Origin of the sequence: Neobacillus rhizophilus, from assembly GCF_018343535.1 — a bacterium.
GTDB lineage: Bacteria > Bacillota > Bacilli > Bacillales > Cytobacillaceae > Neobacillus > Neobacillus rhizophilus.
Window position 1 is genome coordinate 152294 of the sequence record NZ_JAGYPF010000001.1, and the last position, 14073, is coordinate 166366.

13 protein-coding genes are annotated in these 14073 nt (G+C 40.4%); 10 read left to right on the forward strand and 3 right to left on the reverse strand.

What is annotated here, in order from left to right:
- Positions 1-72 precede the first annotated feature (72 nt).
- Positions 73-978, forward strand: coding sequence for a fumarylacetoacetate hydrolase family protein (locus KHA99_RS00740; protein WP_213115525.1), 906 nt, complete (start codon positions 73-75; stop codon positions 976-978).
- A 219-nt stretch (positions 979-1197) separates the two neighbouring features.
- Entirely contained in the window at positions 1198-3375 is a 2178-nt protein-coding gene (locus KHA99_RS00745; RefSeq protein WP_213115526.1) for a malate synthase G, read from the forward strand.
- A 69-nt stretch (positions 3376-3444) separates the two neighbouring features.
- Here the strand turns inward: KHA99_RS00745 and KHA99_RS00750 are convergent, their stop codons facing one another.
- The gene (locus KHA99_RS00750; RefSeq protein ID WP_026576247.1) at positions 3445-3639 is read right to left on the reverse strand and encodes an alpha/beta-type small acid-soluble spore protein; all 195 of its coding nucleotides are present in this window, start codon (positions 3637-3639) and stop codon (positions 3445-3447) included.
- A gap of 272 nt (positions 3640-3911) precedes the next feature.
- On the opposite strand from KHA99_RS00750, the gene KHA99_RS00755 reads away from it, so the two are divergent.
- The 6 genes from KHA99_RS00755 (at position 3912) to KHA99_RS00780 (ending at position 10116) form a co-directional block, all read left to right on the forward strand.
- Positions 3912-4685: an IclR family transcriptional regulator gene (locus tag KHA99_RS00755; protein WP_213115527.1), complete on the forward strand. Its 774-nt coding sequence runs from the start codon at positions 3912-3914 to the stop codon at positions 4683-4685.
- 61 nt (positions 4686-4746) lie between these two features.
- On the forward strand, positions 4747-5946 hold the full coding sequence (locus KHA99_RS00760) for a quaternary amine ABC transporter ATP-binding protein (RefSeq protein WP_213115528.1): 1200 nt from the start codon (positions 4747-4749) through the stop codon (positions 5944-5946).
- On the forward strand, positions 5943-6779 hold the full coding sequence (locus tag KHA99_RS00765) for an ABC transporter permease (RefSeq protein WP_213115529.1): 837 nt from the start codon (positions 5943-5945) through the stop codon (positions 6777-6779). The genes KHA99_RS00760 and KHA99_RS00765 overlap by 4 nt, the downstream gene beginning before the upstream one ends.
- A gap of 13 nt (positions 6780-6792) precedes the next feature.
- A complete protein-coding gene (locus KHA99_RS00770) occupies positions 6793-7677 on the forward strand; it encodes a glycine betaine ABC transporter substrate-binding protein (RefSeq protein ID WP_213115530.1) in 885 nt (294 codons plus the stop codon).
- Positions 7678-7785: 108 nt separating this feature from the next.
- Positions 7786-9513 (forward strand): CocE/NonD family hydrolase, encoded by a 1728-nt coding sequence (locus tag KHA99_RS00775; protein WP_213116848.1) that lies wholly within the window; start codon positions 7786-7788, stop codon positions 9511-9513.
- 72 nt (positions 9514-9585) lie between these two features.
- Positions 9586-10116 carry a DUF2179 domain-containing protein gene (locus KHA99_RS00780; protein ID WP_213115531.1) on the forward strand — a complete coding sequence of 177 codons (531 nt, stop codon included), beginning with the start codon at positions 9586-9588 and terminating at the stop codon, positions 10114-10116.
- 91 nt (positions 10117-10207) lie between these two features.
- Here KHA99_RS00780 and KHA99_RS00785 read toward each other — a convergent pair whose 3' ends face one another.
- Positions 10208-10984, reverse strand: coding sequence for an acetoacetate decarboxylase (locus KHA99_RS00785; protein WP_213115532.1), 777 nt, complete (start codon positions 10982-10984; stop codon positions 10208-10210).
- Between the two features lie 401 nt (positions 10985-11385).
- Here KHA99_RS00785 and KHA99_RS00790 point away from each other — a divergent pair, with 401 nt between their 5' ends.
- Both KHA99_RS00790 and KHA99_RS00795 read left to right on the forward strand, forming a co-directional pair.
- Entirely contained in the window at positions 11386-12072 is a 687-nt protein-coding gene (locus tag KHA99_RS00790; protein WP_213115533.1) for a CoA transferase subunit A, read from the forward strand.
- A gap of 1 nt (position 12073) precedes the next feature.
- Positions 12074-12775 (forward strand): 3-oxoacid CoA-transferase subunit B, encoded by a 702-nt coding sequence (locus KHA99_RS00795; RefSeq protein WP_213115534.1) that lies wholly within the window; start codon positions 12074-12076, stop codon positions 12773-12775.
- 106 nt (positions 12776-12881) lie between these two features.
- Here KHA99_RS00795 and KHA99_RS00800 read toward each other — a convergent pair whose 3' ends face one another.
- Positions 12882-14006, reverse strand: coding sequence for a CAP domain-containing protein (locus tag KHA99_RS00800; RefSeq protein WP_213115535.1), 1125 nt, complete (start codon positions 14004-14006; stop codon positions 12882-12884).
- Between the last annotated feature and the right edge of the window lie 67 nt (positions 14007-14073).

Below are 14073 nucleotides of genomic sequence, written 5' to 3' on the forward strand. Positions count from 1 at the left end.
TACAACAATAAGGAACTCTTGAAAATTTTTTGGAAAATAAATTCTATTTTTTACAAAAACGGAGGGAAGGCAATGATCTTGCTAACTTTTTATAAAAGAGAACGGCTGCGCTTGGGGATCAAGACAGAAAGAGGAATCTTTGACGTAGAGGCAGCCGCTAGTAAACTACCCCATATTCAATCTGCGCCGAAAACAACGGCTGAACTAATTGCTTTTGGACCAGAAAAGCTCCTAGAGTTATTGGATTTGTCCAACATGGAGGATTACCTATTCTTAGATGAGGAGTCATTAACGTTTGGCCCTTGTGTTACTGAACCTCAAAAAATCATTGGCGTTGGTCTTAATTACAAGGATCATGCAGCAGAGTGCGGTCTCCCATTGCCGCCTGTACCAATCATCTTCAGCAAATTTAATACAGCCATCCGGGCCCACAGGGAAGACATCTTGTTGCCAAAAAATGCAACGCAAGTGGATTATGAAGGTGAAATTGCGATTATTATTGGTAAAAAAGCGAAAAACGTTAAGACGGAAGAGGCTCTTTCCGTTATCTATGGGTACTGTATTACCAACGATCTTACAGCCCGTGACCTTCAAAAGGTAACCGGACAGTGGCTGTTAGGAAAATCCTGCGACGGATTTTGCCCGCTTGGACCGTATCTTGTCAGTAAGGAAGAAGTAGAAAATCCCAATAATTTAAGGATTGTTACGAAGCTTAATGGGGAAGTTTGCCAGGATTCTAATACTTCCAACATGATTTTCCCATGCGAAGAACTCATCAGTTATTTATCGGATCACTTTACCCTTCAACCTGGGGACGTCATTTTGACCGGTACACCAGCAGGAGTTATACTCGGCAAACCTGAAGGACAGCAGGTTTGGTTAAAGGACGGCGACGAAATCTCAATTGAAATAGACAAATTGGGCACTTTAAAGAATAAATTTAAATCTGAAGGATATAGCAGTTCCATAGTAGAATAATAATATGATTGAAATTGAATTGTTGGAAAATTTATAAATAAATATTGAATATACTATCTGAAAATGCTAATCTTTAAATGTGTAGTATAACAGAGTCGATAAATATTATCTGTATTAATAAAGATTGCTGTAAATATAATTTCAAATTTATGGTTGTTAATCCAAACATTTATAGTTTAGGATTTTATAAAACTACTAGTTTTAAGGAGGAATTACTGCATGTCCAATTACGTTAAGACGGGCAATCTCCAGGTTGCTGATATCCTTTACCGTTTTATCAATGACGAAGCATTACCGGGAACCAATCTAGAAGCTGCTGCATTTTGGTCCAATTTCGAAAAAATTATCGAAGAACTGGCACCAAAAAATCGTGAATTACTTGCCAAGCGGGATGTAATCCAAGACAAAATTAATAAATGGCACAAGGAAAACAAACACTTTGATGCCGTAAGTTACAAACAATTTTTAAAAGAAATTGGCTACATAGAGCCTGAAGTGGAAGATTTTCAGGTCACAACAGAAAACGTTGATGAAGAAGTGGCACTTAAAGCAGGCCCTCAGCTAGTGGTGCCGGTGGATAATGCCAGATACGCCCTTAATGCGGCAAATGCCCGTTGGGGAAGCCTTTATGATGCGCTGTATGGAACAGATGCAATCAGCGAAGACGGCGGAGCAACACGTGAAGGAAATTATAATCCTGTTCGTGGTGAAAAGGTTATTGCATTCGCAAGAGAATTCCTTGACAAGTGCGTCCCTTTGAATGGCGGAACACACAAAGATGCTGTTCTATATGCAGTTGAATCAGGGAAATTGGCTGTAGCTTTAAACAATGGAAGTACTGTTGGCCTTCAAGACGAAGCTAAATTTGCGGGCTATCAAGGAAACCCTGTTGCTCCATACGCAATCTTATTGAAAAATAATGGCCTTTATTTTGAAATCCAAGTAGACCGCAGCCACCCGGTCGGGAAAACTGATAAAGCAGGAGTCAAAGATATCCTGTTAGAATCAGCTCTAACCACCATTATGGATTGTGAGGACTCGGTAGCGGCGGTTGATGCAGAAGACAAGGTTGGCGTTTACCGAAACTGGCTTGGATTGATGAAAGGGGATTTAACAGCAAGTTTCCAAAAGGACGATAAGACATTATTCCGGAAATTAAACCCTGACCGAGAATATACTTCACCGGACGGAAAAGACATCTCCCTTAAAGGTCGTTCCCTAATGTTCGTCCGTAACGTAGGGCACTTAATGACTAACAATGCGATCCTGGATAAGGACGGAAATGAAGTTCCTGAAGGCATCATGGATGCAGTTGTGACAAGCTTGGCTGCCAAGCATACATTAATAGCAAATGGAACTTATCAAAATACCAGCAAAGGTTCTATTTACATCGTTAAGCCAAAGATGCATGGATCGGCCGAGGTGGCATTCGCCAATGAACTTTTTGAACGTGTAGAAGAAATTCTTGGACTTAAAAAGAATACCTTAAAAATTGGTGTAATGGACGAAGAGCGCCGCACATCTTTAAACTTAAAGAATAGCATTTATTCGGTAAAAGAAAGAATCGTCTTCATTAATACTGGCTTCCTGGACAGAACAGGTGACGAAATGCATACATCGATGGAAATCGGTCCGATGATTCGCAAAAATGATATGAAGTCATCGCTATGGCTGCAAAGCTATGAAAAGTCAAATGTCTATAATGGCCTAGCTACAGGACTGCAAGGCCGCGCGCAAATCGGTAAAGGAATGTGGGCAATGCCAGATTTAATGGCTGAAATGCTGAAGCAAAAAATCGGCCATCCGAAAGCAGGCGCCAATACGGCATGGGTTCCGTCGCCAACAGCTGCCACCCTGCATGTGCTGCATTACCACCAAGTAGACGTTACAAGTGTTCAGGAACAATTAAAAAATGAGATTAAAGATTTACGAGACGATATTTTAGAAATTCCTGTATCGCCTAGCCGTAATTGGACTGCTGAAGAAATCCAGCAGGAGCTCGACAACAACGCTCAAGGCATCCTCGGATATGTTGTCCGCTGGATTGACCAAGGGGTTGGCTGCTCCAAGGTTCTGGATATTAACAATATAGGTTTAATGGAAGACCGTGCGACGTTAAGGATTTCCAGTCAACATATTGCCAACTGGCTTCATCATGGAATTTGTACGAAAGCGCAAGTATTGGAAACACTTAAGCGGATGGCAAAAGTTGTTGATGCCCAAAACGCTGGTGATGCTAAATACTCCCCGATGGCTGAAAACTATGAGGACTCGGTTGCCTTCCAGGCCGCCTGTGATCTTGTTTTTGAAGGATATAACCAGCCAAACGGCTATACCGAACCAATCCTTCACCGCCGCCGTCTAGAATTAAAAGCAAAATTATCCGTTAAAAATTAATCAGCGGGTGATATTACCTGCTTGAAAAAAGCTGCCCAGCGGGGCAGCTTTTTTCGTTGAAATCACAGGTTATTGGCCTTGTTGATTTCGCAGGGATTGTTCAGCGTAAGCAACGAGACGTTTGGTCATTTCGCCGCCGACTGAACCATTCGCTCGTGCGGTCGTATCAGCACCAAGCTGCACTCCAAACTCGTTGGCGATTTCTTCCTTCATTTGATCCAGAACATTGCCTGCACCAGGAACCAATAGTTTGTTTCTAGCCATGATACATCACTCCCGACGAAGTTTTTGAGCAAAAAAATTGCTCGTGTATAACATTTCCCAAATCGAAATATACAATTCGTCAAAAAAACCCCATCAAATCGACAAAACAACATAATATTCGACTATTGACAATATTCCGAAAAATAAGTATTCTATATATGAAAACAGTTTCCATATATGAAATTCGATTTTATATATGAATACAGTTTTTATATATGAACACAATTAAAAGCAAATAAAATAATCAATCAGTTGAAATGTGTGGTGGAATAATGAAAGCAGAAGAGGTTGACCAAAAATATTCGGCCCCGGCAGTTGTTCAAGCATTTGAGATTTTAACATTTTTGGGGAAACCAAAAAACAAAAAGTCTACTTTAACAGAAATAAGCAATGGAACCGGTCTAAATCGATCCACGTGCTATCGGATTCTTCAAACCTTAGTCACCCTGAAAATACTCCTCTATAACGAAGAAACAAAAAAATTTTCATTAGGTCCCTATTTGATCGTCTTAGGAAACCGTGCCTCCGATTTAATAGATTACATGACAATTGCCAATGATTACATGGTGAAAATTAGTCGATTATCAGAGTCAACCTGCAGTTTAATTCAAAGGATTGGTGATGAGTGGGTTTACATCGAGAAAACCATCCCAAACTCACCCCTTAGCATCTCAATCAATGTAGGACAGCGCTTTTCCCTCAATGCTGGTGCATCAGGAAAGTTATTTTTAGCCTACATGCCTGAAGAAGAAAGAAATGGAATACTCGATCGCATTGGTTTAAAAAAATATACGCAGTATACGACGATTGAAAGAGATAAGTACATTAGCGAATTGGCTGGGATTCGTAATCAGGGTTATGCGGTTAGTGTAAATGAACATATTGAGGGAATCACAGGATTGTCGTTTCCCATCGAAAATAAACTGGGAGAGCTTGAATTTGTGATAACCGTTTTTATTATCAGCCATTTAAAAAAAGAGGAAAATTTTACTCAACTTATAAATGAAATCAAACAGATTACAAAGGAATTGTCTTCATTTTTTTAATATAAAGGTTTCATATTTAAAGTCTGATTGGCCCTAATTTTAAAAAAAGAGGTGAAAGCTTATGAACAAAATCGAAATAATAAATTTGACCAAGGTGTTCGGAGAAAAGCCACAAAAGGCAGTAGAAATGCTTAAAAACGGGGAACAAAAGGATGAAATATTAAATAAAACAGGAATGACCGTAGGGGTAAATCAGGTTTCCTTGTCGGTAAAACCAGGTGAAATTTTTGTTATTATGGGGCTTTCAGGCAGCGGCAAATCTACTTTAATAAGATTGATTAATAGATTAATTGAACCCACCGCCGGTGAGGTTTTTATCGATGGACAGGATATCACCAAGATGGATAAGACAGCCTTGATTGAAATGAGACGAAAAAAGCTGGGGATGGTTTTTCAAAAATTCGGCCTGCTTCCACACCGTTCTGTGTTGAATAATGTCGCCTATGGGTTGGAAATCCAAGGGGTAAAAAAGCCGGAACGAGAAGCGAGAGCGATGAAAATTATTGAGGACGTAGGACTGAAGGGCTATGAAAAAAGCATGCCAAACCAGTTGAGTGGCGGCATGCAGCAGCGTGTCGGTTTAGCCCGTGCATTGACAAGCGATACTGACATTTTATTAATGGATGAAGCCTTTAGTGCTCTAGACCCGATTATCCGTAAAGAAATGCAGGATGAACTGTTAAGGCTGCAAAGCAAAATTGGAAAAACCGTTTTATTTATCACTCATGACTTAGATGAAGCCCTGAAGCTCGGCGACAGGATCGCCATCATGAAGGACGGAGTGATCGTTCAAATCGGAACACCTGAAGAAATTTTGGCCAATCCTGCAAACAGCTATGTAGCTAACTTCGTCCAAGACATCGACCGTTCTAAAGTTTTAGTAGCATCCCATGTGATGAAAATACCGGAGGCCGTTATGTTTTATCATGAAGGATCTCAGGAAGCGGTTAGGAAAATGGAGGAATCCGGTTCACCGATTATTTATGTAGTTGATAAGGAAAAGAACTATCTTGGGTTATTAACAATTGATAATGCCATTAAAGCCTTTAATGAAAATCTTCCATTGGAAAGAGTTCTATTTGAAAGCGCTCTATCAGATCCTGATACTCCGTTAAATGACTTAATTGGTCTTGCCGCTAATGCAAAATATCCAATTACCGTCGTAGAAAATGGGAAGTTAATGGGGATTATCTCACGTGTTTCTATACTTTCGGGATTGGTGCTTGGGAAAAACAACGATCGGGTGGTGGTCTCAGCATGAACTATTTCAAATTACCTTTAGAGGAGTGGACCAACACATTTATTAATGATTGGTTTCTTCCAAATATGAGCGGTTTTTTTGATGGGATCAGCAATGTATTTCAATCCTTTATTGATATGATTACGAAGCTTTTAATCGCTGTTCCGCCCGAAATCATCGCGATTATCCTCATTATTTTGGCATGGAGAATCTCCGGAAAAGGACTGGCGCTGTTCACCTTGGTGGGTTGTCTTTATATGGGTTCTGTCGGAATGTGGGAAGCGGCGATGCAAACAGTTGGGATTATGATTGTTTCCACAATTGTTTCTGTGTTTATCGGTGTTCCACTAGGAATCCTTAGTGAAACCAGTAAGGGTGTTGATAAAGTTATCCGTCCTATACTAGATTTCATGCAAACCCTGCCTATTTTCGTTTATTTAATTCCATCAATTCTTTTGTTCGGGCTTGGTGGTGTACCGGCGGTTATTGCTACCTTCGTGTTTGCCGCTCCGCCAGCAGTAAGAATGACCAGCTTAGGGATTAAACAAGTTCCAGCTGAAGTGGTGGAAGCTTCGAAAGCTTTTGGGTCGACTACAACACAATTATTGTTTAAAGTTCAGCTTCCACTGGCAATGCCAGCAATTATGGCAGGTGTCAACCAGACCATCATGTTGTCATTATCGATGGCGGTCGTTTCTTCTATGATTGGTGCTCCAGGGCTGGGTTCCTCCGTATTGCGGGGAATCGCAACTGTGAACGTTGGTCTCGGTTTAACCGCCGGATTAGCCATCGTTGTACTAGCGATTATTCTCGACCGGATTACGCAAAGCTTAGGTCAAAAAACCAAATTTTAAGGGAGGAAAAAAGATGAAAAAGGGATTGCTAGGTTTTATCATTGCCATGTTACTCTTGTCTGTTGTAGGCTGTTCATCCTCAAGTACATCAGGTCAAGAAAAGAAAAAGGATGCAAAAGAGGATAAAAAATCAATCACGATTACTTTTGGTCTCACCCCATGGAGCAGTACGGTACCGCCTACTAAAGTTGCTAGTCTTATTTTAAAAGATATGGGATATACCGTTAAAGAAATGAATGCCGATGCCGGAAGCGTCTATACAGGCTTATCCCGAGGAGATATTGATGTGTTTATGGATTCCTGGATTCCTGCACATACTCCTTATCTGGATAAATACAAAGACTCAATTGAAGACACTGCTGTCAGCTATAAAGATGCCGCAACAGGCTGGGTTGTCCCGAAATATTTGAAAGACATTAATTCAATTGCTGATTTGAAGGGAAAAGAAAGTGAATTTAAAAATGAAATGTATTCCATAGAAGTAGGAACAAGTGCACAAAAAACCATTGATGAAATGATTAAAGCTTACGGCTTAAATTTGAAACAGGTCAATTCTTCTGAAGCAGCAATGCTCGCTGAAGCCATGCGCAAAATGGCGAAAAATGAGCCCGTTATCTTTTTTGGCTGGCGTCCTCACACAATGTTTAACAAATTCGACATTAAAGTGTTAAAAGACGATAAAAATTTTGTTCCGGCTTCTGACGTGCACGTTATCACGAACAAAAAGCTGAAAGAAACTGCCCCAGATGCCTATAAATTCTTAAGCAATTGGAGCATCCCTATTGATGATGTAGAAGAGATGATTGCTAAAATTGAAAACAAGGAAGACGCTGAAAAGGTTGCCCAAGAGTGGATTAAGAACAACCAAGATAAAGTAAAAGAAATGACCGGAAAATAAGACATGAATTCTTTCTGTGCTGACTTGTTATGAGTCAGCACAGAGTTATTTTTACTGTCTAAAGCACTTACAATAAATAAATATGGGCAAGGAGAGAGGGATTTGGAAATGAATCAAATTTTGGTGGAGAAAAATGTTCCTTGTACGTTAAGAGACGGAACTGTTTTGTATGCTGATATTTATCGTCCAAATAAGGAAGGTAAATTCCCAGTACTACTAACCAGGCACCCTTACAACAAAGATTTGCCGTTTTACTCCCATCGTTATTTGGATACAAACCGCTTGGTTCAAAATGGTTATGTCGTCATTAACCAAGATGTAAGGGGACGGTATAATTCAGAAGGAAACTTCTACCCGATGATCAATGAAGCGGAAGATGGCTATGATACGGTTGAATGGGCTGCAAAATTACCTTTTTCAAATGGGAAGGTAGGTATGTTCGGATTATCCTACTATGGATTCACACAATTATTGGCGGCATCAGAACAGCCGCCGCATTTACAAGCAATCGCTCCCGTAATGACCTTAAGCAATCGTCGTGACACTACATTTACGGAAAGCGGAGCATTTCTTCTTGCTTCCTCAGAAACATGGGGGCTTGAATCGCTGGCTCCGGATGAAATCAAACGGAAATACAAAGACCCTGCGCTTATTGAAGAAAAGATGAAGCAATTAGCGCACTTTTATAACAATATTAACGAGTGGTATCGATTCAGACCGGTTAAGGACTGGCCGCCGCTGAAAGAGCTAGGAGTTGCTGCAGCATTCTATGACTCATTAGATGAAACAGTAAGAGAAGAACTTGGCGAAAGAATGAGTATATCTCATAAATATCATCAGTTTACGGTGCCAGCGTATCATATTGCTGGCTGGTATGATAATCTCCTTCCATCGACGATTAAAAACTATCAAGGAATGTCGGAAAACGCCGCCACATCTGAAGCGAGAGAAAATCAGAAATTAATGATCGGCGCCTGGGGACATGGAGTGTATACATCGACCCTTGGTGAACGGACTTTCGGCCTTCATGCTGCAGGTGACTGGATTGATTACAAGGAAGATTTGACGGGATTACATCTGCGCTGGTTTGATTTTTGGTTAAAAGGAATAGACACAGGGATTGTGAATCAAGCACCGATAAAAATCTTTGTCATGGGCATTAATGAGTGGCGTGATGAATATGAATGGCCATTAGCCCGGACAAATTATAAGCCTTTCTATTTACATAGCGAAGGGAAGGCCAATACGAGGTTTGGTGATGGTGTGTTATCTTGGGAAAAGCCTGGGAACGAACCGAATGATCAGTTTTTTTATGACCCTGAAAATCCTGTTCCAACGAAAGGGGGGGGAACATTATTTGCTGGGGCTCATACGTATGGTCCTCAAGACCAACGGAGAATTGAAGAACGGGAGGATGTCCTTGTTTATACATCACAGCCTTTAGAACAGCCATTGGAAGTGACAGGTCCAATCAAGGCAAAGCTGTGGGTCCAAACAGATGTGGTTTCTACAGACTTCACAGCAAAGTTGATAGATGTCATGCCAGATGGTACAGCCTATAATCTTACTGATGGAATTGTTCGTTTGTCAAATCAAACAACGGGAAATACCGTCGAAATCGAAATTGATATGTGGGCTTCCAGCAATGTGTTTCTGCCAGGTCATTGTATTAGGGTGGAGGTGTCCTCTAGCAATTTCCCGCGCTATGATGCGAATTTAAATACAGGAAAAACGATGATTGATAGTCTTGAAAGTAAACTTGCTCGGCAAACCATTTTCCATCAGGAGGAATATCCATCCTATTTGTTGCTGCCGGTTATTGAGATAGAAAAATAAATGTAATTTCTGTCATTTGACTGTGCAGCCTGCTTTTTCTTCACATTAGACATTTAATCTGAGGTGCTTCATTTGTTAGAAATCTTTTTAATCTTATTATTGCAGCTAATTTATGTACCGTTACTTACACTTCGAATCATATTCTTGGTTAGAAATCTCACCGCCCTTGCTGCCATCCTAGGTATGGCGGAAATGCTCGTTTATGTATTTGGGTTGGCTTTAGTCTTTAATGGAAGTCAGAGTATATTAGCGATGGTTGTTTATGCAGTTGGATTTGGCATAGGGATCATTTACGGGACAAAAATAGAACAAAAATTGGCAGTAGGTTATATTATTTTCACGGTCAACACCCAAACAAAAAACATAGAACTAATGGAAACGCTCAGAAACAATGGGTTTGGAGTTACCTTGTTTGTTGGGGAAGGACGTGATGGGGAACGTTATAAAATGGAAATTTTCACGAAACGGAATCGAGAAAAGGAATTAATCTCCATGATTGAAAAATTTGAACCGCACGCTTTTATTGTATCCTATGAACCTAGGTTTTTTAAGGGAGGATATTTACTGGATCGGAGAAAAAATCAAAAAATGAAAACCGGCTAGCTGCTAAAATAGCAGCTGGTCTTTTTTATTTAAAAGGGTCAGTCCCCGGTGCTTTAGTATAAAGCGATGGGGGCTGACCCTTTTTATCGACTTATTTTTGGCTTACTAATTCCTTATTTGAAGGTACACTAGCTTCGGCCAAATAATCATGAACTACCTCTGTGCGTGGGAGAGATAGGTCAGTAAGGATATGAGAAGCAGAAACAATTTCTAGCACAGGAAAGTCTGCCAGCGGTGCAAGCGCATGAGCAAATAGCTGCAGGCGGGCAGGGGAAGTCCATGCACCTTTGATTGTAATGTCCTTAATCTCTCCTCGCACCAACTCACAAATACGAGGCTTTCCATTTTGTCCCCGAATAAGCTTAAGCATATAGTACGGCTTACAAATTTCTTCACGAGCCGCTTCTAAATCGATTTGCTGATGCTTATAACCCATCGTCGCGGTTGCTACTCGTAAAGTTCCATAGTCCAAAGTACCTACAAGCGTGTCGGAATCTATGTATAAACTTGGTTTGCCCAGTTTCTTTGGATACGCTCCAACTTCACGGCCTGCAGCAATGGCTGGATGATTATCCACATACATACAGTGTACATAGTCGCCTTTTTCACCATTGTAATTAACTTGAATGACTTGACCACACTCCGTGTAAGAGCCCAGACCAGTCACATCCGGCATCCGGATGACCTCAAACTTCACAAGCGGCTCATCGATTTCAAGCGGTTCTGGTACTACCTTTCTCAAAGCCTCGATGTCAGTACGATAGACAATGTTTAAGTATTCGCGATTATTAAATCGATATGGCCCACGTGGAAAAGCTGGTGCATCCAACGGTGTGGAGATTTGTTTTGCAACTTCTTCTAACTTCATTTCAAACATCCTTTCAATAAATAAATAGTTATGTAAAATATTTAAATAATAAAAACCCTTTTGGAACTAAAAATCGAATAACAATACAGTTATTATTGTACATGCAATAATAGCTTTGTCAACGAAATTAGCAGATTACTCAAAATTTTTGGATTTTTGTCGAAAAAGCACGAAAATATTGTTATGACAATGTTTTGTGATGGTTGTATTATAATAATGACACTCTTTGATGCTAACTGTGTTTGGAATAATTCGAAAAAAATTATTATTCTTAAAGAAAAAAAATATTATTTAAATTTCAATTGACAGAAAATTACCTCTTGTCTTATTATTTAATATGATAACATACCAACCGGTTAGTATGTAAATAGAAAACAGTAAACTCATAAGGAGAATGCAGGATGAACGATACGATTGAACAGATTCAAACGAAGGTGCAATTCTTAACAGCAGACGAGGCAATCGGAAAAATTCCCGAAGGTTCCAGTATTATGGTAGGGGGATTCGGTTTCCCTGGTATGCCGCGTCATCTTTCGAGGGCGTTAGTTAAACGGGAAGAGCTCCGAGATCTTACCCTAATCACAAATAGTCTTGGAAGTGTGTCCATTCTGAATGATTTGTTTGAGCAAAATCGCATCAAAAAAGTAGTAGGAAGTTTCTTTTCAACAAATAAGGAACTTGTGAAAGCGAATCGTGAGGGAAGTGTTGAAATCGAGTTATTGCCGCAAGGGACATTTACAGAAGCGATTCGTTTAGGCGGCGCAGGGATTCCGGCATTTTTTACCCCAACAGCTGCGGGAACTGATCTGGCACGCGGGAAGGAAACACGTACATATAACGGACGGGAGCATGTCCTTGAGCAATCGCTGACTGCTGATGTAGCTATTATCCGTGCCCATAAGGCTGATAAAGCGGGTAATCTTGTCTATAAAAAGACAGCACAAAACTTTAACCCAGCGATGGCGACAGCAGCCAAATTAACGATTGTGGAAGTAGACGAAATTGTGGAAATTGGTGAATTAGATCCTGATAAGATTGTAACACCATTTATTTTTGTTGATATCGTTGTCAAAAGGGAGGAAGTGTAAGATGAGCTATTCTGTTAAGCATTATATAGCATGGCGTTGTGCTCAGGAGTTATCATTAGGTTGTGTGAATCTTGGAATTGGAATCCCAACCCTGGTGGCAGATTATTTGCCAAAGGGAGTTGTTACACTGCATTCCGAAAACGGTATTCTGGGTGCCGGACCAGAACCTGGACCAGATTTTGTTGTAGATCCAGAAAACATGGATTTAGTAAATGCTTCAGGTGTTCAGCCAATTACCGCACTGCCGCATGCTTCCTACTTTGATAGTTCTCTATCATTCTGTATTATGCGCGGCGGCCATCTTGATGCCACTGTTATCGGGGCGTTGCAGGTTTCTGAAACCGGTGATATTGCTAGCTGGGCAGTTCCAGGAAAGGATGTTCTTGGTGTAGGGGGCGCAATGGACCTTGTTGTTGGAGCAAAACGTGTGATTGCCGCGATGACGCACCTATCGCCTAAAGGAGAACCGAAAATCCTTCCGGAGTGTACATATCCTTTAACTGCAAAAAATCGCGTCGACACAATCGTTACTGAGTATGCTGTCTTTAAATTCCGAGAAGGGAAGCTTTATCTGGTAGAAATGGTGGATGAACTTACTTTCGAACAGTTGAAGGAAATGACACCTGCTTCCTACGAAATTGCAGATGATTTCAAATGGGTAAAGAGAGATTCCACTCCAGAAGAGCAACTTGTTTTAAAGTAGAAATTTGGTGTCAAAAACAACATCATATCAATGAAGAAAGGAACCTCGAATGGGTTCCTTTCTTCATGGTCTCTTCCGCTTGTAATTGTTTGGGGTGGGGAGGAGGCTATTTTGCATAAAAGTTTTCTGTATAGTAAGGGTGCGACTCGTTATTAAATGCGACGCCTACACCAAGATATCGATATCCTTCACGCAAAATATTTTCCCTGTGGCCGAGCGAGTTCATCAGCCCTTCATGTGCAAAAATACTGCTGAATTGTCCATAGGCAAGATTTTCTCCGGCCAACCGAAAAATAATATCGTCTTGTTTCATTCGATCAAACGGAGATTGGCCTTTAAGATTCGTGTGGTCAAAATAGTCATTCACAGCCATATCCGAGCTGTGCTTTCGCGCCGTTTCTCTCACATGATCATCCCATGTCAGGACAGGAAGCTGATGATTCACCCGAGCAGCATTGGTTAAATCAAACATTTGGTACTCAAAGCCCTCTTTTAATTCAGGACTTGCTTTCGTGTAAAAATCAGCCTTCTTATCCTCAATGTCTTTTCTGATCATCTGCATTGCAGTTACCGTATTGCCCTCGTGTTTATCATAAAAAATGGTCACATACGCATTATCCTGCAAATATACATCATAATCCCTGTCTTCCTCAAACTGATAGACATATCGTCCTTTTTGAATTTGCTTTAGAGGATTGCCCAGGATTGTATGAACCTCGTCCTTTGGGCTTCCGCGCTTAATTCCATTTGTAGAAGAGATTAAATCTTGATCTGTATATACCCCTGAAGCTTTATTGTTTTCATCGAACATCACCATAAAAAAATTATGGTAATTATTGTGGTAGGCGTACCAATCGCTCCCATACTCATTAAGGGAAGACCGTTTGGCTGCTCCTACATTCATCTCAATTTGTTCCTTTGTCTGGCCTAATTCAATATTTGATATAGAAAAGAGTTGTTTGTCAGGTGTTTGCAGCTCAATTTTTTCAATCGGTTCTTCTTTTTTTGGTGTCTTTGGAAGTTCTTCCAAGTTTAGGTTTAACTGTTTTAGCAGCTGTTCAACTTGGGCAAATATTTGACCAATCGCTGACATGATTTCCGGAATATTGACCTCTGATTGGATTTTATCGATTGCTTGCACCTTATCGGTATGGTCTAATTTTTGTTCAATTAGCGGGGCTGAATAGTTAAATAAAAATAATAATGAAATAATAGCTAATATTCGAGTCAAATTTCTCCACCTCCATTACTAATCACATTCTCGCCAATCCTACTGTTATCTATAAGTGTCTCTATGG

Coding starts and splice junctions, on each gene's coding strand:
- KHA99_RS00760 (WP_213115528.1), top strand. CDS start 4,747: ATGAACAAAATCGAAATAATAAATTTGACCAAGGTGTTCGGAGAAAAG.
- KHA99_RS00750 (WP_026576247.1), bottom strand. CDS start 3,639: ATGGCTAGAAACAAACTATTGGTTCCTGGTGCAGGCAATGTTCTGGAT.
- KHA99_RS00795 (WP_213115534.1), top strand. CDS start 12,074: ATGAGCTATTCTGTTAAGCATTATATAGCATGGCGTTGTGCTCAGGAG.
- KHA99_RS00755 (WP_213115527.1), top strand. CDS start 3,912: ATGAAAGCAGAAGAGGTTGACCAAAAATATTCGGCCCCGGCAGTTGTT.
- KHA99_RS00765 (WP_213115529.1), top strand. CDS start 5,943: ATGAACTATTTCAAATTACCTTTAGAGGAGTGGACCAACACATTTATT.
- KHA99_RS00770 (WP_213115530.1), top strand. CDS start 6,793: ATGAAAAAGGGATTGCTAGGTTTTATCATTGCCATGTTACTCTTGTCT.
- KHA99_RS00790 (WP_213115533.1), top strand. CDS start 11,386: ATGAACGATACGATTGAACAGATTCAAACGAAGGTGCAATTCTTAACA.
- KHA99_RS00740 (WP_213115525.1), top strand. CDS start 73: ATGATCTTGCTAACTTTTTATAAAAGAGAACGGCTGCGCTTGGGGATC.
- KHA99_RS00775 (WP_213116848.1), top strand. CDS start 7,786: ATGAATCAAATTTTGGTGGAGAAAAATGTTCCTTGTACGTTAAGAGAC.
- KHA99_RS00785 (WP_213115532.1), bottom strand. CDS start 10,984: ATGAAGTTAGAAGAAGTTGCAAAACAAATCTCCACACCGTTGGATGCA.
- KHA99_RS00745 (WP_213115526.1), top strand. CDS start 1,198: ATGTCCAATTACGTTAAGACGGGCAATCTCCAGGTTGCTGATATCCTT.